The 21,838-nt window shown below is 67.6% G+C and carries 19 protein-coding genes; 6 read left to right on the top strand and 13 right to left on the bottom strand.

The window, feature by feature from the left end:
- The first annotated feature begins 17 nt into the window (after positions 1 to 17).
- From I7X18_RS01830 to I7X18_RS01840, 3 genes are read left to right on the top strand one after another with little or no spacing between them, the layout of a single operon-like run.
- Entirely contained in the window at positions 18 to 1,157 is a 1,140-nt protein-coding gene (locus tag I7X18_RS01830; protein WP_193044832.1) for a 3-ketosteroid-9-alpha-monooxygenase, oxygenase component, read from the top strand.
- Complete coding sequence (locus tag I7X18_RS01835) at positions 1,154 to 1,444, top strand: ferredoxin (RefSeq protein ID WP_193044831.1); 291 nt, start codon at positions 1,154 to 1,156, stop codon at positions 1,442 to 1,444. Before I7X18_RS01830 ends, I7X18_RS01835 begins: the two co-directional genes overlap by 4 nt.
- A 9-nt stretch (positions 1,445 to 1,453) precedes the next feature.
- Positions 1,454 to 2,266, top strand: a complete 813-nt coding sequence (locus tag I7X18_RS01840) for an SDR family NAD(P)-dependent oxidoreductase (RefSeq protein ID WP_193044830.1) — start codon at positions 1,454 to 1,456, stop codon at positions 2,264 to 2,266.
- A 73-nt stretch (positions 2,267 to 2,339) separates the two neighbouring features.
- Here the strand turns inward: I7X18_RS01840 and I7X18_RS01845 are convergent, their stop codons facing one another.
- The 7 genes from I7X18_RS01845 to I7X18_RS29440 form a co-directional block, all read right to left on the bottom strand.
- Positions 2,340 to 3,416 carry a hypothetical protein gene (locus I7X18_RS01845; RefSeq protein WP_193044829.1) on the bottom strand — a complete coding sequence of 359 codons (1,077 nt, stop codon included), beginning with the start codon at positions 3,414 to 3,416 and terminating at the stop codon, positions 2,340 to 2,342.
- Positions 3,417 to 3,528: 112 nt separating this feature from the next.
- The gene (locus I7X18_RS01850) at positions 3,529 to 4,209 is read right to left on the bottom strand and encodes a response regulator (RefSeq protein WP_193044828.1); all 681 of its coding nucleotides are present in this window, start codon (positions 4,207 to 4,209) and stop codon (positions 3,529 to 3,531) included.
- Positions 4,206 to 6,725 (bottom strand): DUF4118 domain-containing protein, encoded by a 2,520-nt coding sequence (locus I7X18_RS01855; RefSeq protein ID WP_193044827.1) that lies wholly within the window; start codon positions 6,723 to 6,725, stop codon positions 4,206 to 4,208. The genes I7X18_RS01850 and I7X18_RS01855 overlap by 4 nt, the downstream gene beginning before the upstream one ends.
- Positions 6,718 to 7,584: a potassium-transporting ATPase subunit C gene (locus I7X18_RS01860; protein ID WP_193044826.1), complete on the bottom strand. Its 867-nt coding sequence runs from the start codon at positions 7,582 to 7,584 to the stop codon at positions 6,718 to 6,720. The genes I7X18_RS01855 and I7X18_RS01860 overlap by 8 nt, the downstream gene beginning before the upstream one ends.
- Positions 7,585 to 7,586: 2 nt before the next feature.
- The gene (gene kdpB, locus I7X18_RS01865; RefSeq protein WP_193044825.1) at positions 7,587 to 9,731 is read right to left on the bottom strand and encodes a potassium-transporting ATPase subunit KdpB; all 2,145 of its coding nucleotides are present in this window, start codon (positions 9,729 to 9,731) and stop codon (positions 7,587 to 7,589) included.
- On the bottom strand, positions 9,731 to 11,389 hold the full coding sequence (kdpA, locus tag I7X18_RS01870; protein ID WP_226863227.1) for a potassium-transporting ATPase subunit KdpA: 1,659 nt from the start codon (positions 11,387 to 11,389) through the stop codon (positions 9,731 to 9,733). Before kdpA ends, kdpB begins: the two co-directional genes overlap by 1 nt.
- Positions 11,390 to 11,400: 11 nt before the next feature.
- Positions 11,401 to 11,490 (bottom strand): potassium-transporting ATPase subunit F, encoded by a 90-nt coding sequence (locus I7X18_RS29440; RefSeq protein WP_134058035.1) that lies wholly within the window; start codon positions 11,488 to 11,490, stop codon positions 11,401 to 11,403.
- Between the two features lie 361 nt (positions 11,491 to 11,851).
- Between I7X18_RS29440 and I7X18_RS29915 the strand changes: the two genes are divergently transcribed.
- Entirely contained in the window at positions 11,852 to 12,400 is a 549-nt protein-coding gene (locus tag I7X18_RS29915; protein WP_319017971.1) for a DUF6611 family protein, read from the top strand.
- Here I7X18_RS29915 and I7X18_RS01885 read toward each other — a convergent pair.
- From I7X18_RS01885 to I7X18_RS01910, 6 genes are read right to left on the bottom strand one after another with little or no spacing between them, the layout of a single operon-like run.
- Positions 12,391 to 13,335: an alpha/beta hydrolase gene (locus tag I7X18_RS01885; RefSeq protein WP_193044822.1), complete on the bottom strand. Its 945-nt coding sequence runs from the start codon at positions 13,333 to 13,335 to the stop codon at positions 12,391 to 12,393. The genes I7X18_RS29915 and I7X18_RS01885 overlap by 10 nt on opposite strands.
- A 7-nt stretch (positions 13,336 to 13,342) precedes the next feature.
- Positions 13,343 to 14,203 carry an SDR family NAD(P)-dependent oxidoreductase gene (locus I7X18_RS01890; RefSeq protein ID WP_193044821.1) on the bottom strand — a complete coding sequence of 287 codons (861 nt, stop codon included), beginning with the start codon at positions 14,201 to 14,203 and terminating at the stop codon, positions 13,343 to 13,345.
- A gap of 3 nt (positions 14,204 to 14,206) precedes the next feature.
- Positions 14,207 to 14,689: a nuclear transport factor 2 family protein gene (locus I7X18_RS01895; RefSeq protein ID WP_193044820.1), complete on the bottom strand. Its 483-nt coding sequence runs from the start codon at positions 14,687 to 14,689 to the stop codon at positions 14,207 to 14,209.
- A gap of 49 nt (positions 14,690 to 14,738) precedes the next feature.
- Positions 14,739 to 16,187 (bottom strand): aldehyde dehydrogenase family protein, encoded by a 1,449-nt coding sequence (locus I7X18_RS01900; protein ID WP_193044819.1) that lies wholly within the window; start codon positions 16,185 to 16,187, stop codon positions 14,739 to 14,741.
- 15 nt (positions 16,188 to 16,202) lie between these two features.
- Complete coding sequence (locus I7X18_RS01905) at positions 16,203 to 17,309, bottom strand: zinc-binding dehydrogenase (RefSeq protein WP_193044818.1); 1,107 nt, start codon at positions 17,307 to 17,309, stop codon at positions 16,203 to 16,205.
- A 13-nt stretch (positions 17,310 to 17,322) separates the two neighbouring features.
- On the bottom strand, positions 17,323 to 18,927 hold the full coding sequence (locus I7X18_RS01910; RefSeq protein ID WP_193044817.1) for an acyl-CoA synthetase: 1,605 nt from the start codon (positions 18,925 to 18,927) through the stop codon (positions 17,323 to 17,325).
- A 101-nt stretch (positions 18,928 to 19,028) separates the two neighbouring features.
- On the opposite strand from I7X18_RS01910, the gene I7X18_RS01915 reads away from it, so the two are divergent.
- On the top strand, positions 19,029 to 20,969 hold the full coding sequence (locus I7X18_RS01915) for a flavin-containing monooxygenase (protein WP_232375389.1): 1,941 nt from the start codon (positions 19,029 to 19,031) through the stop codon (positions 20,967 to 20,969).
- On the top strand, positions 20,947 to 21,834 hold the full coding sequence (locus I7X18_RS01920) for an SDR family NAD(P)-dependent oxidoreductase (RefSeq protein ID WP_193044816.1): 888 nt from the start codon (positions 20,947 to 20,949) through the stop codon (positions 21,832 to 21,834). Before I7X18_RS01915 ends, I7X18_RS01920 begins: the two co-directional genes overlap by 23 nt.
- Positions 21,835 to 21,838 lie beyond the last annotated feature (4 nt).

Consider the following 21,838-nt stretch of genomic DNA (forward strand, 5'->3'; position numbering starts at 1 on the left):
AGCGGTAGAACAGTCACATGACGGTTCCCGATCTCGACGAAGTCCGGCAGATCGAAGCCGATGCGGCGCCGACCCGATTCGCCCGCGGATGGCACTGCCTGGGTCTGACGCGGAACTTCGGCGACGGAAAGCCCCATACGGTCAACGCGTTCGGGCAGAAGCTCGTCGTCTTCCGCGGCGGCGACGGGAAGATCAACGTGCTCGACGGCTACTGCCGCCACATGGGCGGTGACCTGAGCCAGGGCGAGGTCAAGGGCAACGAGATCGCCTGCCCGTTCCACGACTGGCGCTGGGGCGGCGACGGCCGCTGCAAGCAGGTCCCCTACAGCAAGCGGGCGCCGCGCCTCGCGCGCACGGCGACGTGGGCCACGCTCGAGCAGGACGGCATGCTGTTCGTCTGGAACGACCCCGAGCGCAAGCCGCCGCCGGAGGACGTGACGATCCCGCGGATCGAGGGTGCCACCAGCGACGAGTGGACGGACTGGCACTGGTACACCACGGTGGTCGACACCAACTGCCGTGAGGTCATCGACAACGTCGTCGACATGGCGCACTTCTTCTACATCCACGGATCCTTGCCGACGCACTTCAAGAACATCTTCGAAGGGCACGTCGCGACCCAGTACATGAACAGTGCCGGCCGGGCGGACCTGCAGCTTCCGGAGGGCCCGCGGATGCTGGGCACCACCTCCGTCGCCTCGTACCACGGCCCCTCGTTCATGATCGACGACCTGACCTACCACTACGAAGAAGCCGATCACCACACCGTACTGATCAACAGCCACTACCCGATCGACACGAATTCCTTTGTGCTGCAGTACGGGATCATCGTCAAGAAATCCGAAGCTCTGCCTGACGACCTGGCGGTGCAGACCGCGGTCTCCCTGGGTGATTTCGTCAAGATGGGTTTCGAGCAGGATGTCGAGATCTGGAGGAACAAGGCCCGCATCGACAATCCGCTGCTCTGTGAGGAGGACGGGCCGGTGTACCAGTTGCGGCGCTGGTACGAGCAGTTCTACGTGGACGTCGCCGACGTCACTCCCGACATGGTCGACCGGTTCGAGTACGAGATCGACACCACCCGCCCGCGGGAGGAGTGGATGAAGATCGTCGATGCGAACGTGACTGCGCGCGCATCGGCAACGAGCGCGGGATGAGCGTTCGGCCGGACAACCGGCTCGACGACACCCCCATGGCGCCGGTGACCTGCCGCGCCTGCGGCGCAGACGTGCTGGCGCGCAAGAGCAGCTGGCAACAGACCAGCGTGCAGTGGAGTGCCGCGGCAGCGCAACGCTGCCCGCAACGGCAGGATAACGAGGCGCTCACCTCTCACGGTCGCAAGACAGTGTTCCTGTCCTGCTCGGAACTGTCCGAGTCGATCGCCGAGGCAGTGCGCACGGGCCGCTTGACCATCGTCGACGAAACGGTCGACGCGGCGCCGTAGTCTCGCGTCGTGGACGAACACATCGACGCGCCGGTCGCCGTGGTGACGGGGGCCAGCCGCGGCGCGGGCCGAGGGATCGCACGAGCACTCCTCGACTCCGGCTGGCGGGTGTACGCGACCGGACGCACGGTGGCGGACATGGGTGACGGCTCGGTCGCGGTGCCGTTAGACCACCGTGACGACGCCGCGGTGGCCGCACTGTTCGATCGGGTAGAGCGTGAGAGCAGCCGGCTCGATCTGCTGGTCAACAACGCCGCCGCGGTACACGACGCCCTGGCCGACCGAGAACCGTTCTGGCGCAAGCCCGTCGAGCTGGGCGATGTTCTCGACGTCGGGCTGCGCTCGTCGTATGTGGCGTCGTGGTACGCGGCGCCCCTGCTGCTGCGCGGCCCGCGAGGGTTGATCGTGTTCACCTCGTCACCGGGGTCGGTCTGCTACATGCACGGCCCCGCCTACGGAGCCCAGAAGGCCGGTGTCGACAAGATGGCGGCCGATATGGCCGTCGACTTCCGCGGCACACCCGTCCATACCGTCTCGGTCTGGATGGGCATTCTGCTGACCGAGAAGCTGCGCGGGGCGTTCGACGGCAATCCGGAGGGGCTGGCCGCGATGGCCCAGCACGCCGAGACGCCCGAGTTCACCGGCCGCGTGATCGACGCGCTCTACCGTGACCCGGCGCGCGAGGAGTTGAGCGGACACACCCTGATCGCGGCGGAACTGGCTGTGCGCTACGGGATCACCGACGAGGGCGGCAGGCAACCCGTGTCGCATCGCGACATGCTGGGCTCGCCGCGGACGCCGAGTGATGTGGTGGTGCGTTGACTTCGTGGCCGAACGTGAGCTCGTGTGCGAGTTCTCGGCGAAATCTCGCGCACAAGCTCAGTTTCGCGGGAACTCAGGCCAACTGGAAGGCCGACAGCGGTGCTTCCTCCGGGTAGACCGCAGGACCACCGAGGTCGTACGCCGCGTTCAGCGTGCCGATGAACTGTGGGTCGTGCAGCGGATTGTCGGGCATGGTGAGGGAAATACCCTGCGCGTTGACGTCTTTCACCAGTGTGTCGATCGCGCGCTCGATGGTCAGGTCGTCGGAGTGGTCCATGTTCTTCTTCAACTCGTCGTAGTCGCTGAACACCTCGGCCGACCAGTGCACCAGGAATCGCAGCTCATCGGTGTGGTGGCGGGCGACGACTTCGTCGCCGTTCTTCAGCAGCCAGTGATCACGGTCGCCCGGATCACCCGTGAACACGGTGTCGAATGCGAGGCCGGCGGGCATCTGCTGCTCGAGTGGGCCGTTGGCTTCGCCGCGGTGCACCAACATCTCGTTCTGCACCACCACGCCCCGGTTGTACACCGGCGGCAGCAGGCGCTGAGGCTCCTTGAGTGGGCCTTCGGGCCAATAGGTGAACCCGCTGCCCTCGTCCAGGGAGAACCAGGTGATGACCTGCGCCATTTTGATCAAATAGTCCTGGAACAGACCGGATTTGCCCATCACGCTGGTGAGCCAGGTCGGTGCGTTCTCGTGGCGCACACCCCGGAAGCTGGGCGAGTCGAGGTGTCCCGGGTCGCGGTTGGCGCACGGCCCGTTGATGTTGAACAGCATGATTTCTGGCTTCGCGTACTCGGCGTTCCAGTAACTCTTGGCGTAGTCCAGGAACGTCTCGTTGTAGAAGCAGTCGTGCAGTTCGGGATAAAGCACCGTCGAATAGTTCGCGAGATATCCGCGGAAGGTGGGGGTCAGGAAGAGGTCGAGCGACGGCTCGAAACCCTCGGGAAAGGCGCCGCTCATGGTGGCCATCAGCTCGTCGGCCGACGCGAAGTGCTGGGCGATGATCAGCTTCCAAGGCCCTTGATCCCGAACGACATTCAATAGTCGCTGGAGCTGGTCGTCGGTGTACACGCTGTCGATCTCCCTCGGCGGCGCGGCCGGCCGCAGGACATCGGACAGTTTCATTCGCCGATCGTCGGTCAGCATGAGGTCTCCTTCTCGCCTGGCACCCGAAGTGTCGCTACGGCAGAGTGTGGCGGCACTGTGCCGCCCCCACCGCGACGGTGACCGCTGATCGGGAGGACAGTTCGAGGGCGCTTCAGGGGCGGAAGCGGTACCCCATACCGGCTTCGGTCAGCAGATGGATGGGATGAGCGGGGTCGTCTTCGAGCTTGCGACGGAGTTGGGCCAGGTACACGCGCAGGTAGTGCGTCGACTTGGCGTAGGTGGGGCCCCAGATCTCGGTCAGCAGGTGTTCTCGGCCGACGAGCTTGCCGCTGTTGCGCGCGAGGATCTCGAGCATGCCCCACTCGGTAGGCGTCAGGTGCACCTCGGCACCGTTTCTGGTAACGGTTTTGGTCGCCAGATTGACTGTGAAAGAGGCTGTTTCGATCACCGGCTCGGGGGAATCGGCAGCTGCGGCCGCGCGGCGGGCAGCGGCGCGCATCCGTGCGAGGAACTCGTCCATCCCGAACGGTTTGGTGACGTAGTCGTCGGCGCCGGCGTCGAGGGCTTCCACCTTGTCGGCGGTGTCGGTGCGCGCCGAGAGCACGATGACGGGTGCGGCCAGCCAGCCGCGCAGACCGGCGAGGACCTCGATGCCCGACATATCGGGCAGCCCGAGGTCGAGCACGATGACGTCGGGTCTGTGGTCGGCGGCCGAGCGCAGCGCCTCGGCGCCGGTTGCGGCGGTGGTGACGTCGTAGCCGCGCACCGACAGGTTGATGCGCAACGCCCGCAGAATCTGCGGCTCGTCGTCGATGACCAGTACGCGCGTCACGGCGCGGCCTCCGTGGGAGCGGCGAGGTCGATCTCGACAGTGAGGCCACCGCCGGCGGTGTCGCCGATCGTGATGGTGCCGCCCATCGCCTCGACGAAACCTCGTGCGACCGACAGCCCGAGTCCGATGCCAGTGGTGGTGTCCTGGTCCCCGAGCCGTTGGAAGGCGCCGAACATCTGCTCGTCGGCGCCGCGCGGGGTGCCGGGCCCCTCGTCTGCGACGGTGATCAGCACTCGGTCGCCCACGGTGCCCGCGGTGATCCGTACGGGTCCGTTCGGGGCGTAGCGCAGCGCGTTGTCGATCAGGTTGGCCAGCACCCGTTCGAGTAAGCCGCTGTCGGCCAGGACGATGCACCCGCCGACGTCGACCTTGATCCGGTCGACGCTCAATCGGTTGAGGCCGGTCGCACCCCGGCTGATGCTCAGCAGCGCGCGCTGCACGGTCTCGTCGAGGTAGACGTGGTGACGCTCCGGGCGCACCACCCCGGCCGCGAGCCGTGACGAGTCGAGCAGGTTGCCCACCAAGGCGGTGAGCTGGTCGATCGACTCTTCGATGGTGGCCAGCAGTTCGCCGGTGTCCTCGGCGGAGAAGTGCACATCGTCGCTGCGCAGGCTGGACACCGCGGCTTTCGCCGCGGCGAGCGGGGTGCGCAGATCGTGGCTGACCGCCGACAGCAGGGAGCGCCGCAATTCGTCGGCGCGGGTGACGGCTTCGGCCTTCCCGGCCTCTTCGGCGAGTTCGCGCTGACGCACCAGTCCGGCGGCCTGCCGGGCCACCGCCGAAAGCACCCGGCGGTCGCGGGCGGGCAATTGCCGACCGGCCATCAGTAACCAGAACTCGTCGTCACCGACTTCGACGGCGGTGCCTGCGGCGTCCACGTCGACACACGCATCGGTCCCCACCCAGGCCACCACCCCGCTGCCGCGCCTCAGCAGGCTGACAGCCCGCTGGCCGTAGGTCTCCCGGACACGCTCCAGCAGCATGGTCAAGTCCGCGCCGCGCAGGATACTGCCGGCGAACAACGCCAGCAGTTCGGCTTCCCGGGAGGCCAGGCGTGCCTCGCGGGCCCTGTTGGCCGCGCTGTCGACCAGCGCGGCGACGGCCACCGCGACCGCGAACAACACCACGATGGTGATCGCGCTGTCGGGATCGGCGATGGTGAAGGTGTGCCTGGGGGTGACGAGGAAATAGTTGAGCAGCATCCCCGAGAGCACCGCGGACAGCGCCGCCGGCAGTACACCTCCGAGCAGGGCAACGACCAGGACACCGACGAAGAACAGCGCGCTCTCCCCGCCGACGCCGAGAACGGGGTCGAGCAGCGCGACGGCGACCGCACAGATCGCAGACGGCACCAGCACCGCGGCCGCCCATGACGCGATATGCCGGTGGCGATGCGGCGCCGACGCCCGGGCGGCGCCGCGCCGGGCCTCCTCGTGGGTCACCATGTGCACGTCGATCGTGCCGGACTGCTGCACCACCGCAGCGCCGATGCCTTCGTCGAAGATGCGGGCCCACCGGGATCGGCGCGACGTGCCGATGATCAATTGGGTGGCGTTGATGTCGCGGGCGAACTCGAGCAGCGCGGCGGGCACGTCGTCGCCGACGACGGTGTGCACCGTGCCACCGAGGTTCGAGACCAGCTCACGCACGCGGCCCATCTGCGGAGCAGAAACTCCGGCCAGACCGTCGCCCCGCACGACATGGACGACCATCAACTCGGCGCTGGACTTCGACGCGATGCGGGATGCGCGGCGCACCAGAGTCTCCGACTCGGGCCCGCCGGTGACGGCGACCACCACCCGTTCACGGGCTTCCCAGGTGGCGGTGATGTGGTTGTCGGCCCGGTACTTGGTCAGTGCGGCGTCGACCTGGTCGGCCAGCCACAGCAGCGCGAGCTCACGCAGCGCGGTGAGGTTCCCGCGGCGAAAGTAGTTGCTCAGTGCGGCATCGATGCGTTCGGCGGGATAGACGTTGCCGTGAGACAGTCTGCGCCGCAGCGCCTCTGGGGTGATGTCGACCAGTTCGATCTGATCGGCGGCGCGAACCACCTCGTCGGGCACCTTCTCCTGCTGCTCGATGCCGGTGATCCGGGTAACGACGTCGTTGAGGCTCTCCAGGTGCTGCACGTTCACCGTGGAGATGACGGTGATACCCGCGGCGAGGAGTTCTTCGACGTCCTGCCAGCGTTTGGAGTGTCTGCTGCCCGGGGTGTTGGTGTGCGCGAGCTCGTCGACCAGCACCACCTGCGGGCGGCGGGCCAGCACCGCGTCGACGTCGAGTTCGGGGAAACGGCCACCGCGGTAGCCGACGTGGCGCGGGGGAATGACCTCGATACCCGCGAGCAGTTCGGCAGTGCGCTTGCGGCCGTGGGTTTCCACGACACCGGCCACCACATCGGTGCCGCGTTCAAGCCGCCGCTGCGCCTCACCGAGCATTGCGAAGGTCTTCCCGACGCCGGGAGCTGCGCCGAGGTAGATGCGCAGCTCCCCGCGTTTCGGGCGGTCTGACTCACTCACCCTTGCCGTCGAGCGCCAGGTTCAACTCGAGGACGTTGACCCTCGGTTCGCCGAGGAACCCGAGCGTGCGGCCTTGGGTGTGGGCGGCGACGAGCGCCCGGACCTGCTCCGGGTCGATCCCGCGCGCCGCCGCGACCCGGTCGACCTGCAGGTCGGCGTAGGCCGGTGAGATGTGCGGATCGAGGCCGCTGCCGCTCGCGGTGACCGCATCGGCGGGCACCTGCGGCCCGGCCGGGGCGCTCCCGTGGACGGGCACGATTTGGCCGAGGCTGTAATCCTCACCGGGATCGGCACATTCGACGCGCACGCCCGCGTAGGTGTCGAGGAACGGGCGGTCCGTCGTCTCACACGGCTCGTTGACGCTGACGACCCTGGTCGGGTTGGTGACGTTACCGTCCGCGCCGCGGGGACCGATGACCGACAGCACGGCTCCCACACCGGCGCCGGTGCAGAACGGACGCGAGCCGTCGACGCCGTCCATCTCGCCGATGGCCTTACTGCGTTCGCAGACCTGTGTGAGCAGACTCGTCCGGTCGGGTGTGTCGACGATGTCCTCGGGTCCGAGGTTGCCGGCACTCGTGGCCATTGGATCGTAACCGTCGCCGGCGGCCGAGGGCCTGCCCTGGAAGTACTGCGGCAGCGGGTTGCCGTCGGCGTCGGTGTAGAGCTGTCCGATCAAGCTGCTGCCCACGGGTTTTCCGTCGACCTCGATGATCGAACCGTTGGCGTTGTCGCGGAACCCCGGAAGTTGCGCGACCAGCCAGATGAGCGCGGGGTAGGCCAGGCCCAGCAGCACGGTGAGCACCAGCAGTGCCCGCAGCGCCGCGGTGTGTTGACGAACGATCGTGGAGAACGGCATGGTCACATTCCTGGGAAGAGTTGGACGACGAGATCGATGAGTTTGATCCCGATGAACGGTGCGATGATTCCGCCGAGACCGTAGACGCACAGGTTGCGGCTCAACAGCTTCGACGCGCTGCTCGGCGTGTAGCGCACACCGCGCAGTGCCAGTGGGATCAGCGCCACGATGACGACCGCGTTGAAGATGACGGCGGACAGGATCGCGGACTGCGGGCTGTGCAACCGCATGACGTTGAGCAGGTCGAGTCCGGGGAACAGGCCGACGAACAGCGCCGGGATGATGGCGAAGTACTTGGCGATGTCGTTGGCGATCGAGAAGGTCGTCAACGCCCCACGGGTGATGAGCAACTGCTTGCCGATCTCGACGATCTCGATCAGCTTGGTCGGGTCCGAGTCGAGATCGACCATGTTGCCGGCCTCTTTGGCCGCCGACGTGCCGCTGTTCATCGCGACGCCGACATCGGCCTGGGCCAGGGCGGGCGCGTCGTTGGTGCCGTCACCGGTCATGGCGACGAGCTTTCCGCCGGCCTGCTCCTTCTTGATCAGCGCCATCTTGTCCTCGGGCGTGGCTTCGGCGAGGAAGTCGTCGACACCCGCCTCGTCGGCGATGGCCTTCGCGGTCAACGGGTTGTCGCCGGTGATCATCACCGTGCGGATGCCCATCCGACGCATCTCGTCGAAACGTTCGCGCATGCCCTGTTTGACGACGTCCTTGAGGTGGATGACGCCCAGCACCGCCGCTTTGCCGTCGCGTACCTGCCCGACGACCAGCGGGGTGCCGCCGGCTGCGGAGACATCGTTGACGATGTCGCCGAGTTGGGTCGAGACGGTACCGCCCTGTGCGCGAATCCACTCGGCGACCGATCCGGCGGCGCCCTTGCGGAGCTGTAGTCCGTTCAGATCGACGCCGGACATCCTTGTGGTGGCGGTGAATTCGACCCAGCGGGCGTTGGCGAGTTCACCGGGGGTGCGAGCCCGCAGCCCGTACTCCTGTTTGGCGAAGACGACGATCGAGCGGCCCTCGGGGGTCTCGTCGGCCAGGCTCGACAGCTGCGCCGCATCGGCGAGCTGGTCGTCGGTGACTCCGTCAAGCGGGACGAATGCCGAGGCCTGGCGGTTCCCGAGTGTGATGGTGCCGGTCTTGTCGAGCAGCAGCGTGTTGACGTCACCGGCCGCCTCGACCGCCCGGCCCGACATGGCCAGCACGTTGCGCTGCACCAGCCGGTCCATGCCGGCGATGCCGATCGCCGAGAGCAGGGCGCCGATGGTGGTCGGGATCAGGCACACCAGCAGCGCGACCATCACGATCCCGGTGACGCCGTTACCGTCGAGCGCCAGCGTGTCCGGGACGCCCGGATTGTTCGCCTTGGAGAAGATGGCCAACGGCTGCAGTGTCGCCACCGCGAACACGAAGATGATCGTCAGCGCCGACAGCAGGATGTTCAGCGCGATCTCGTTGGGGGTCTTCTGCCGGTTGGCGCCTTCGACGAGGGAGATCATCCGGTCGATGAAGCTGTCTCCCGGCTTCTGGGTGATCTTCACGACGATGCGGTCCGACAGCACCGTGGTGCCGCCGGTGACCGCCGACCGATCACCGCCCGACTCCCGGATCACCGGCGCGGATTCACCGGTGATCGCCGATTCGTCCACCGAGGCAATGCCTTCCATCACGTCACCGTCACCGGGGATGACCTGGCCGGCCTCCACCACGACGATGTCGCCCTGCCGTAGCAGGGGTGCGGCGACCTCTTCTTCGCGCCCCGGTGTGTTCGGTGACCAACCGGTGAGGCGGCGCGCGGTTGTCGACGCCTTGGTCTTCCGCAGACTTTCGGCCTGGGCTTTCCCCCGCCCTTCGGCGACGGCTTCGGCGAGGTTGGCGAAGACCACCGTCAACCACAGCCAGGCCACGATGAGCCAGCTGAACCAGCTGGGGTCGGCGACCGCGAGCACGGTGCTCCACACCGCACCGATCTCGACGATCAGCATGACCGGGTTGTGCCACAGCGTGCGGGGGTCGAGTTTGCTCAGCGCCTGGGGCAGTGAACGCCAGAGCATCGTCGGGTCGAGCAGCCCACCCTCGATGCGTTTGGGGGCGGTGCTCGCCGGCGCGGGTGATGACACCGGAGCGATTGTGGGAGTGGACATCAGTGGATTCCTTCGGCGAGCGGGCCCAGCGCGAGCATGGGCAGGAAGGTCAGCGCGACCAGGATCAGCGTGACGCCGGCGACCATGCCGACGAACTGTGGCCGGTGCGTCGGCAGGGTGCCGACCGAGGCCGGCGTCTTCGCTTGTCTGGCCAGCGATCCGGCCAGGGCGAGCACCAGGATGATCGGCAGGAATCGTCCGAACAGCATTGCCAGACCCAGTGCGGTGTTGTACCACTCGGTGTTGACCGTGATGCCGGCGAATGCCGATCCGTTGTTGTTGGCCGCCGAGGTGAACGCGTAGAGCACTTCCGACAGGCCGTGTGGGCCGGTGTTGAGCATCCCCGCGCGTTGCCCGGGCATGGCCATCGCGATGGCGGTGCCGGTCAACACGATGAGCGGCGTCACCAGGAAATACGCTGCGGCCAGCTTGATCTCACGGGGAGTGATCTTCTTGCCGAGGTACTCCGGGGTGCGGCCGACCATCAATCCGGCGACGAACACGGTGATGATGGCCAGCACGAGCATGCCGTAGAGGCCCGATCCGACGCCGCCGGGGGCGACCTCGCCGAGCTGCATGTTGAACATCGTCATCATGCCGCCGAGGCTGGTGTAGGAGTCGTGGAACGAATCGACCGCACCGGTGGACGTCAGGGTGGTGGCGGCCGCGAAGACCGCCGAGTTCGCGACGCCGAAGCGTTGTTCGACACCTTCCATCGCCCCACCGACCGCGGTCGGGACCGTGCCGTGCGCCTGCAACTGGAAGAACATCGTCAGGCTCACGCTGGTGAGCGCGATCACGGCCATCACCGCGGTGATCGCCAGTCCCTGTTTACGGCTGCCGACCATCCGGCCGAACGTGCGAGGCAACGAGAACGGGATCAGCAGGATCAGGAAGATCTCGAACCAGTTGGTGAAGGAGTTGGGGTTCTCGAACGGGTGCGCCGAGTTGGCGTTGAAGAAACCGCCGCCGTTCGTGCCGAGTTCTTTGATGGCCTCCTGGCTGGCCACCGGGCCGCCCGGCACGGTCTGTTGCGCGCCGGCGAGGGTGTTGACGACCTGGTCGTGCAGGCCGAAGTTCTGGATGACCCCGGCCGCGACGAGTACGAGTGCGCCGATGATCGAGATCGGCAGCAGCACACGGAGGGACCCGCGGACCAGATCCACCCAGAAGTTGCCGAGTTCGCCGGTGCTGCGTCGGGCCAGACCACGCACGAAGGCCATGGCGACGGCCATCCCGACCGCGGCGGAGACGAAGTTCTGCACGGCCAGACCGGCCATCTGCACCAGGTGGCCCTGGGTGGACTCACCCGAGTAGGCCTGCCAGTTGGTGTTGGTCACGAAGCTGACCGCGGTGTTCCACGCCAGCGCCGGTGTCATCTCGGTGCCCGGCTCGTTCAGGTGCAGCGGCAGCTTGCCCTGCACCAGTTGGAACACGAACAGGAATAGGACGCTGACCGCCGAGAAGGCCAGCACTGCGCGGGCGTAACCGCCCCAGGTCTGCTCGGCCCTGGGGTCAGCGCCGATCAACCGGTACACCATCCGCTCGGCACGTAAGTGCCTGTCGGACGAGTAGACCCGGTACATGTAGTCGCCCAGCGGCACGTGAAGGGCCGCGATCACGGCGATGAGGGAGGCGAGGAAGACGATCCCCGACATGGTCGATGTCACTAGAACCTCTCCGGGAACAGCAGCGCGGCGGCCATGAACAGCGCGATCAGAATCGCCAGTCCAAGGCCGATGCCGTTGGCGGCGCTCATAATCGCTCGACCATCTTCTGGACCAGGCCGAACAGGGCGAAGATCGCCACCGTCAGCACCAGGTAGACCACTACGGACACCATGACTCCCGTTCAACTCGATATCGGACTAGCCGAAGCTAGACCCGCTTTGCAGCCGGAAGCTGGGTCTTGACGGTTTGTTGACGCCCCCGGGGGGTTCCTTTACGGGAATCGATTCGGACGAGCTGACCGGGCCTGGCGCCGCGTCAAGATCGGTACCCGGCACCCTCGACACCAGCCGGGTCGTTCGCCGGCAGCATGCCGTAAAGAATCGACGGCTCGCCGTAAAGGTCCCGTAGGAACCGGCGGTCGCACCGCCACCAGCGATTAGACCGGTACCCATGGATGGGATCACTTCTCGACGCACCCTGCTCACACGGGCCTGGCACCGACTGGCCGACGGCGATGCACCGTGGGGCGCATTCGACATCTGGCCGGATCGCTTCGGCACGACAAGGTTTCGGCTAACCGTCTACCCGCCCGGTATCAGCGCCCGCGAGCGGCGCCTACTCCGCGCATGGCGCGGGTGGCCGGCATGGGGGGGCTTGCTCTGGGCCGTGACGATGATCACCTCCGTTTCGGTGGTCCCGCCGGTGATCTCGTTGTTCGTCTCCGCCGCCGTGTTCCTCGGCACCGGCGTCGCCGCGCTCCTTCTGGTCGGTGACGCGCGTCGTCGCGTGCGGACCGCTATCGCGTCGGTCACCGTCGGCTTCTACCACCCCGCCGCGCATCAAGAGGCGCGCCACCTGCAGCGCCTCGCCCAGCGACTTGCAGCCGCGGATATCGAACGGCGAGAAGGGACACTGACACCGGTGGCCTACGAGGCGACGTGGTGGGAGGTGTACAACGATCTGACCGCTGATGACGCGGACGCCCCAGTTCAGAAATGAAGCGGGTGTGCGAATTTGGCTCGCAGCAAGGCACCTGTCTCCGCGATGGCCAGCCGGCCCCGCGCCGTCGCATCCGAGCGCATCAGGAAGCCGTGATAGGCACCGGGATAACGGGTCTGGGTGGTCTGCACGCCGGCCTCACGCAGCCGCCCGGCGTACCGGTCACCCCAGTCGCGGATCGGGTCGCATCCGGCGGTCACGACGATGGCCGGCGGCAGCGCGGTGAGATCTGTTGCGAGAGCTGGAAACCGGTATGCGTCCGGCGTTGTGGTGACCCCGCGATCGGCCAGTTCGTGCATGTAGTCGATGTCGTCGCGGTTCAGCATCGGCGCATCGGTCAGAAGTCGCATCGACGCGCAGGTCATATCGCGGTCCAGGCCGGGATACATCAGCACCTGGCAGAAGATCGCGGGACCGCCACGGTCGCGGGCGGCCAATGCCACTGCGGCCGCCAGCGATCCACCCGCGCTGTCGCCGGCGACCGCCAGTCGGTGCGCGTCGACCCGCAGCGTGTCGGCGTTGTCGGCGACCCACGCGGTGGCGGCGTAGGCGTCGTCGAACTGCGCAGGGGCCGGTGCCTCGGGAGCCAGACGGTAGTCGACGGAGACGATCGTCGCGCCGCTCGCGGCAGCCAGCGCCCGCGCGAGCGGCTCGAAGGCGCGGTTGGACCCCATGACCATTCCGCCGCCGTGGAAATAGACGACCACCGGAGCCTGATCGTCCTCGGCCGGACGATAGATCCGCAGCGGAATCGCGCCCGCCGGGCCCGGAACCGTTCGGTCCTCGACGCCCGCCATCGCCGGCATGTCCTCGGGGTGCGGCGTGGCGTCGACGGCGTGCCGCACCGCGTCGAGACCCCGCTGCCGCATCGGTGGTATCACGCCGAAGGACGCGACGCGCGCGGCGGCATCGGGGTCCAGGGAGGGGATGGTCATGGCGGGCCTAGTGCTGGGCGGGGTCGAACCGCGGTGCGGTCCGCAGCGCCGGCGCCCGTTGTGTGCGCAGCACGTCCGCGCGTTCGGCCATCGCGGACCCCACGTACTCCGGTTGGGTCAGCAGGTAGAACCGTCCTTCGGCGGCCTGGTCGAACACCACCTCGGCGGCGGCAAGCGGGTCCATCGCAGCGGCCTTGATGTCCAGCATCGCGTGGCGCTGGGACTCGGCCGCGTCGACGTCCCCGTCGGTGACGCCGCCGGCTGATTCGAAGATGTTCGACGCGACGGCGCCGGGCAGCACCGCCTGCACGTGGATGTGGTCGTGCCCGGCGTGTTGCACCTCCAGCGCAAGACATTCCGTCAGGGCGAGCACGGCGTGCTTGCTCATGATGTAGGGCGCCTGCAGGGGGACGACGGCGACGCCACCGATCGAGCTGAGGTTCCACACCCACGCCGGCGTCCCGGCATCGATCATCATCGGCAGAAACGCCCGAACGCCGTGGAAGACGCCGCTGACGTTGATGTCGACGACGCGCTGCCAGTTCGCGACCGGGGTGTCCCACAGATAACCGAACTGTTCGACACCGGCGTTGTTCACGAGCAGACGCACAGGGCCGACGTCGCGTCGGACCTGCTTCGCCAGATCGTCGACGGCAGCGAAATCCCGCACGTCGCAGCAGATGTCAAGGGCTTGGGCACCCTGTTGGCACAGTTCGTCGCGCAGAGCCGCGATCGCGGCGGCGTCGATGTCGGCGAGCACCACCGTCATCCCGAGGTGGGCGGCCCGGCGTGCCAGTCCGGCACCGATACCCGCGCCGGCACCGGTGATGACCGCGACACCGCCGGAGAAGGCTTCCCGGGCGTCCACGACCTAGGCGCCCGCGGTGGCGGTGTCGGCCGAGAGTTCGGAGAGCAGAGCCGAATTCGTGGTGTCGAGAATGACCTCCATCTCGGTGAACTCCAGCCCGCGTTCGCCGCGCCGCACAGTGACCTCGGCCACGCCGCTGGACACCGCGAACGGCACAAAATTCGCGATCTGGTTGACGAAGATGTAGAAGCGCGCCCGGGTGACCTCATCGTCGGTTCCGGTGCGGTGCAGGTTGGTGGCGTGGTGCCGCAACGGGTACGGGCTCTGCTTGCGGTGCTCGGACAGCCACTCCATGACCGTGTCGCGCCCGACGAGCTCCGGCGACATCAGTTCCTCGAAGGGGCTGGCGCCTGACTCACTGCGACTGACGTAGCGGATGTCGTCGGAGTAGGCGGCGGCCATCTCGTCGTAGTGGGCCTCGTCGTAGTGGTACCAGAAGCCGGCGATGAACTCCTGCAGTTCAGTCAGCGCGATGTCGTTGCTCATGCCGGTCAGTCAACCGCCGCGTGAGCTCACCGACACCCGGCCCGCCCGGTCAGCGGAACACGGTCACGCGGGCAGTTGGAGGGACCGGTAGTTGGAGAGACTTGGTCTGCAGGAACTCCTCGAAACCTGCCCGGCCGAGTTCGCGGCCGATGCCGGACTTCTTGTACCCGCCGAAGGGCGCCAGCGGGTTGTACGACCCGCCGTTGAGGTCGAGTTGGCCGGTCTGCACACGGCGCGCGAAGGCGACGGCACGATCGAGATTCTCGGCCCACACCGCACCGGAAAGCCCGTACGCGGTGCCGTTGGCGATCCGGAGGGCGTCGTCCTCGTCGCGGTACGGGATCACCGCGAGCACGGGACCGAAGACCTCCTCCTGGCCGAGCTCGGAGTCCGGGTCCACGTCGGCGAAGACAGTGGGTGCGACGTAGTAGCCGACGTCGCGGATCTTCTCCGCGCCACCGATGACCAGCCGGGCACCATCCCGCTGAGCACGCTCGATGAAGCCGCGCACCGTGGCGAACTGGGACGCCGAGGCCGACGGGCCGATGCGGGTGGCCGGGTCGAACGGGTCGCCCACGGTGTATCGGGCGGCCGCCGCCTCGATGAGCCCGAGCGCCTCTGCGTAGCGGTTCTCGGGCACCAGCATCCGCGTCCACGCCATGCACGTCTGGCCGCTGTTGAGGAACGCGTTGCCGACGCCGACCTTCACCGCGGTCGCCAGGTCACCGCCGTCCAGGATCACGTTGGCCGATTTCCCGCCCAGCTCGAGGGCGACCTTCGTCACCGACTGCGCGGCGAGCTCCGCGACCCGCCGGCCGACGGCCGTGGACCCGGTGAAGGAGACGAGGTCCACATCCGGATGCTCGGCCATCCGTTCGCCCACCACCCGGCCGCTGCCGGAGACGAGGTTGACCACCCCGGGTGGCAACCCGGCCTCGTCGACCGCCTCGATGAGTTCGAACACCGACAGCGGCGCCTCGTTGCTCGGTTTGAGCACAACCGGGCAGCCCGCCGCGATCGCAGGCAGCACTTTGGCGACCACCTGGTACAGCGGGTAGTTCCACGGCGTGATGGCTGCGACGACGCCATAGGGTTCCCGCAGGATCAGCGAATTATCGACGCGCTCTTCGAATTCGAAGGTCTCGAGGACATCGGCGAATCCACGGGCCACGGCCAGCGGGACCTGGGTCTGCACGCCCTGGGCGATCCGCACCGGGGCACCCAACTCCCGGGTGATGGTCTCGGCGATGTCCGGCAGGCGCTTCTCCATGGCGGTGATCACGCGAGCCAGGCGGTCCCGGCGCTCGGCCACGGTGATCAGCGGGTCGAATGCGCGGCGTGCTGCGGCCACCGCGGCGTCGACATCGGACGCCGTGCCGTCGGGGACGGATCCGATCACCGTCTCCGTCGCGGGATCGATCACCTCGATCGTGTCGGTACCGCCAGGAGCCACCCACTGTCCGTCGATGAACAAGTTCTTCCGGTCGTACTCGTGCATGAATGTCCTCCTGTGTCAGGGCACGATGCTCGCGCGGACATCGCGCTTGCCCTCGGCGGCGGCGAACGCCTCGTTGATGTCGTCGAGCGGATACTGGGCGGCGGCCAGACGGTCCAGCGGCAGGTGGTCCCGGTGCCGTTCGAGGAAGGTCAGCGCTCGCGACAGGACGGACGGCTCGTACAGGGAGACACCGACCATCGTCTTGTTGCCGAAGACGAACCGGGACGGGTCGAATTCGAAGGTCTTACCGATGTTGATGTTGCCGATCTCGGCGTAGCGGCCGAACTGACCGAGCAGTTTGAGGCCCTCGTCGATGGCGGACGGGTGACCGACGACCTCGACCACCACATCGGCGCCGTGACCGCCGGTCAGCTCGCGCACGATCTTCGCGCGGTCCTTCACCGTCGCCGCCTCGTTGATGTCGATCACCGCATCCGCGCCGAATGCCGTGGCCAACTCGAGGCGGTCGGGTACCCCGTCGATCGCGATGACCGTGTCGGCGCCGCGGGCCTTGGCCACCGCGACCGCGTAGAGGCCGAGCGCACCGGCACCCTGCACCACCACGATCTCGCCGAGTTGCAGGTCGACCCGGTCGAGTCCGTACATGACCTGTGAGAGAGCGCAATTCGCGCCGGAGGCGATGTCGTCGGAGACGGTGTCGGGCACGGTGTACACGACCGCGCCTGCGGGTAGCAGGAAGTAGTCGGCGTAACCACCGACGAAGTAGGGCGGTTGGTCGGCGCGGCCGAGCATCGCCATCGTCAGGTTCAGGCAGGCGTTGCGCCGCCCCATCAGGCAGTTTCGGCAGCGGTGGCACGAGAAGAAGTAGGGGAACACCACGCGGGTGCCCTCGGTGAGCGGTTTGCCGTTGGAATCGGTGTCGACGCCGTCGCCGAGCGCGGCGACCGCCCCCACCATCTCGTGGCCGAGGACGGTGGGGAGTTGGCCACCGAGCCCGCGGGTCGCGAACGTGCCGTGCCAGGCGTGCAGATCCGATCCGCAGATGTTGGTGCGGGTCACCTTGACAAGGATCTCGCCGGGTCCGACCTCGGGCAGCGTGACGGTCTCGATCACGAACGGTGTGCCGGGCGCGTCGAAACGAGCGATCCGTCCTTCGAACACAAAGGTGTTCCTTTCAGTGACTGAGCGATTCGGCGCTGAATCGCTCGCGCAGAGCGCGTTTGAGGAGCTTGCCGCTCGGGTTCTTCGGCAGGCAGTCGACGAAGAAGACCTGCTTCGGTGTCTTGTATCCGGCGAGATGTCGCCGGCAGTGCGCGGTGATGTCGTCCTCGGTGAGGGTGACACCGGCGCGGGGCACCACCGCGGCCACCACCGTCTCCACCCACACCGGGTGGGACAGTCCGAACACCGCGGCCTCCTGGACACCGCCGTGCCGGTACAGGACTTCCTCGACCTCCCGGCTGGCGACGTTCTCGCCGCCGGTCTTGATCATGTCCTTCTTGCGGTCGACGACGTGCAGCAGTCCGTGTGCGTCGTAGTATCCGAGGTCGCCGGAGTGGAACCATCCGCCGCGGAACGCTTCTGCGGTCTTCACCGGGTCGTCGAGGTAGCCGAGCATCAAATGCGGACTGCGATGGGCTATCTCGCCCACCACTCCCGCCGCCACGGGTTCGTCGTCCTCGCCGAGGATCACGGTCTCCACGTTGACCACCGGGCGCCCGGCCGATCCGGCGTGTGCGTCCTGTTCGTCGGGTCCCAGCGCCGAGGCCAGAGGGGCCATCTCGGTCTGGCCGTAGAAGTTCCACAGCCGCAGATTCGGCAGGCGGTCCCGGATCTCGGCGAGGATCTCCGTCGGCATCGCCGAGGCGCCGTAATAACCCTTGCGCAGGCTGGAGAGGTCGACCTCGTCGAAGACCGGGGAGCGCAGCAGGCTGATCCAGACTGTGGGCGGTGCAAAGTAATTGGTGGCGCCGTAGCGTGCGATGGTGCGCAGGACCGACTCGGGGTCCGGTCGCGGGAGGATGATGCTCGTCGCGCCGAGGTAGACGTCGGTGGCGAGGAAGTTGTCCAGCTGCGCACAGTGGTAGAGCGGCAGGGAGTGGATCTCGACGTCGTCGGCGGCCATGGACCCCGCCACGATGGTGCTGACGTACTGCCACATCAGACTGCGGCTGGTGTGCATCACCGCCTTCGGGCGTGATTCCGTGCCGCTGGTGTACATGAGGCGCAGCAGCTGGTCGTCGTCGATGTGGGGCCTGGGTGCGGCGGTGTCGGTGGCCGGCCACCGGGCGAAGTCGTCCCAACCAGGTGGGGGCGTGGCTCCGGCCGGTACGAGCGCGACTCTCGTCGTCACCGGTGCGCCCTGTTCGCGTGCGAGGCAGATGGCCTCATCGGCCGTCGGTGTCAGTTCGGCTTCGACGACGATGCCGCGGACCTTGCTGTGTGCCAGCAGATAGGCGATCTCCTCGGCGGTGAGCATGAAGTTGATCGGCACCAGCACCACCCCGGCGCGCGCGGTGGCGAACGCGAGGACGGCGTACTGCCAGCAGTTGTGGGACAGCAGCGCGAGGCGATCGCCCGTTCGGAACCCGTTGTCCTGCAATGCCGCAGCGGTCCGGTCCACGAGGTGTTCGAACTCGGCGAAGGTGAGAACCACCTCACCGTCGACGATCGCCGTCTTGTCCGGCTGTCTGCGGGCCGACCTCCGGGGGATGTCACCCAGTGCGTGACTGCGCGCCTGCGCGACGACGCTGTCCAAGGCGTCACGGTTGCGCTCCATGTCGGCCACGTAAGCACGCCCGGTCGCCTGCTACGGATCCCTGTCCCGCTCAGTAGGCAGGACAGTGCCGGGTCTCACTCGGCGGTTCGATACTCGGCGGCGTGACGACTGATGCGGACGCCAGTACGGCGGAACTCAAGCGGTATCTGCGTCAGGCCGACCCGGGTGTGCTCGTGGCGGTGTTGGCCCAGTTGACCGGCGACCTCTCGGTGGTCGACCGGTTCGCCCCCGCGATCTCCCATGTGCCCGATCCTCCGGAGCGGGTGGGCATCACCGATCCCGACACCATGGAGGCGTTGGTTGCCAGTCTCGTCGAGGCCCTCACCGCACCGGCCCGCCACGGCGGGCCCGCCGCCGACGATCCGGAGTTCTTCGCCCGCCTGCTACCGGTGGCGCTCGGCGCTGACGTCGAGGACGAGTTCATCCCACTGCTGCTGGAGCAGGGCGGTTTTCAGCTCTCGCAGCCCACCCTGCCGCGTGAGGTGCCCATCCCGGCGACGACCACCGTGGCGATCATCGGCGCAGGTATCGCGGGCATCGTCACCGCACTGGCCGCCGCCGACGCCGGGGTCGCGTTCGAGATCTTCGATCGCAACGACGAGGTCGGCGGTACCTGGCTGACCACGAAGTACCCCGGGATCGGGGTGGACACCCCGTCGGCGTACTACTCGCTGTCACGGGAAGTGAACCCCGACTGGACGAATTACTACCCGCAGGGTGCGGAGTACCAGGCGTATCTCGTGTCGTTGGCCGACAAACACGGTCTGCGGGAGCACACCCGGTTCGGCACCGAGGTCGAGGCACTCTGGTGGGACGACGACCGCAAGCAGTGGCAGATCCACGCCGTGGACCGCGACGGCAACCGCGGTGTCAGCTACGCCCGCGCGGTGATCACCGCCGCCGGCTACCTCAACCGGCCCCGGTGGCCGGACGTGCCCGGCCGCGGCACCTTCGCCGGTACCAGCGTCCACTCGGCGCAGTGGGATCCGTCGCTGGATCTGGCGGGTAAACGGGTCGCGATCATCGGCGCGGGTTGCACAGCGGTGCAGATCGTCGACGCCTGCGTCGACCAGGTGGAGCATCTGACGATCTTCCAGCGCCAGCCCCACTGGGTGGCGCCGCGCAAGCGGCTCTCCGACGACGTCCCGGAGTTCCGCCGCTACCTCGGCCGCCGCCTGCCGTACTACGCGAACTGGCACCGGCTGAAGTCGTACTGGGCCACGGCCGACAACAACTATCCGGTGATCCTGCGGGATCCGGACTGGGCGAACGACCACCTGTCGATCTCGCCCGCCAACGACATCCTGCTGCAGATGTGTATGGAGTACATTCGCCAGACCTTCGGTGAGGGAACGGAACTGGCGAAAAAGGTCGCACCGGACTTCGCGCCGTACGGTAAGCGGATCATCCGCGACCCGGGTGGCTACTACGCCGCACTGACCCGCGAGCACGTCGACGTCGAGGCGAGCGAACCCGCGGAGGTCAACGCGAAGGGCATCGTCACCCCCGACGGGCGGCAGATCGACCTCGACGTGATCATCTACGCCACCGGTTACCATCTCGACTTCCTGTCGACCGTGGACATCCGCGGCCGCGACGGACGGACCCTGCGCCAGGAGTGGGGCGACAGCCCGCGCGCCTATCGCGGCGGCACCGTACCGGGCTTCCCGAACCTGTTCATCACCTCGGCGCCGAACTACAGTCCCGGCCACGGCGCCGGCGCCAACTTCTCGATGGAGGTGCTGGCCCACTACATCACCGAATGCCTACAGCTCATGGCGCTGCGGGGCGCCACGACCATCGAGGTGACCCGGCAGGCCTACGACGACTACGTGGCGCAGATCGACGAGGCCATGTCACGCACCGTGTGGTGTCACACTCCCAACGCCCACACCTACTACCGCTCGGGATCGGGGCGGGTGGTGGTCGCCACCCCGTACCGCTTGATCGACGTCTGGCGGCAGCACCGGGCACCCATCGAGGAGCACTTCACGCTCGGCGGCTCGGAGGGGGGTTCCGATGGCGGAGTTGCTACGCGGTAGAACGGCTCTCGTCACCGGAAGCAGCCGGGGGATCGGCCGGGCCGTCGCCCAGCGACTGGCCGCCGAGGGCGCGACCGTGGTCGTCACCGCGCGTTCCCACACCCCGTCGCCGTCCGTGCGCGCCGGGGCGGCGACCGCCCTGCCCGGCACCATCGGGGAGACCGTCGCGTTGATCGAAGCGGCAGGCGGCACCGCGTACGCCGTCGCCGCCGACCTCGAGGATCCGCAGCAGCGACAGCGACTGGTCGACGACGTTCTCGACCGCACCGGCCGGCTCGACATCCTGGTCAACAATGCCGGTTACGCCGACTACTCGGTGGTCGAGACCATGGACATGGACACATTCGACCGCACGGTGGAGCATTATCTGCGCACACCGTTCGTGTTGTCGCAGCGCGCGATTCCGCACATGCGGCGACAGGGTGGGGGCTGGATCGTCAACATCGGCTCGGTCACCGGCATGGCGCCGGTGCGGCCGTTCCGTGAGTACAACAAGTCATCGGGCGACGTCGTGTACGCCTCGATGAAAGCCGCGCTGCACCGGTTCACCCAGGGTCTGGCGGCCGAGGTGCTCGACGCCGGCATCGCCGTGAACTGCGTGTGCCCGTCCACAGCGGTCCGTACTCCCGGTGCGTCGCAACTCATTCCGGAGTCGTTCCCGACCGAACCCGTCGAGTACCTCGCCGAGACCGTGCTGGCGATGTGTCATCTGCCTGCCGCCGAACGCACCGGTCTGGTCGCGTTCAGCCTGCACTATCCGTGGTCGCAGGGACTCCCGGTGCACACCCTCGACGGCGGCGGGGTGCTGCCGCCGCTGGAACCGCCCGCGACCGCGAACCCGAACATCCGGCCCGCGGGGCTGTAGGGCC

This window comes from Mycolicibacterium baixiangningiae, from assembly GCF_016313185.1.
GTDB lineage: Bacteria > Actinomycetota > Actinomycetes > Mycobacteriales > Mycobacteriaceae > Mycobacterium > Mycobacterium baixiangningiae.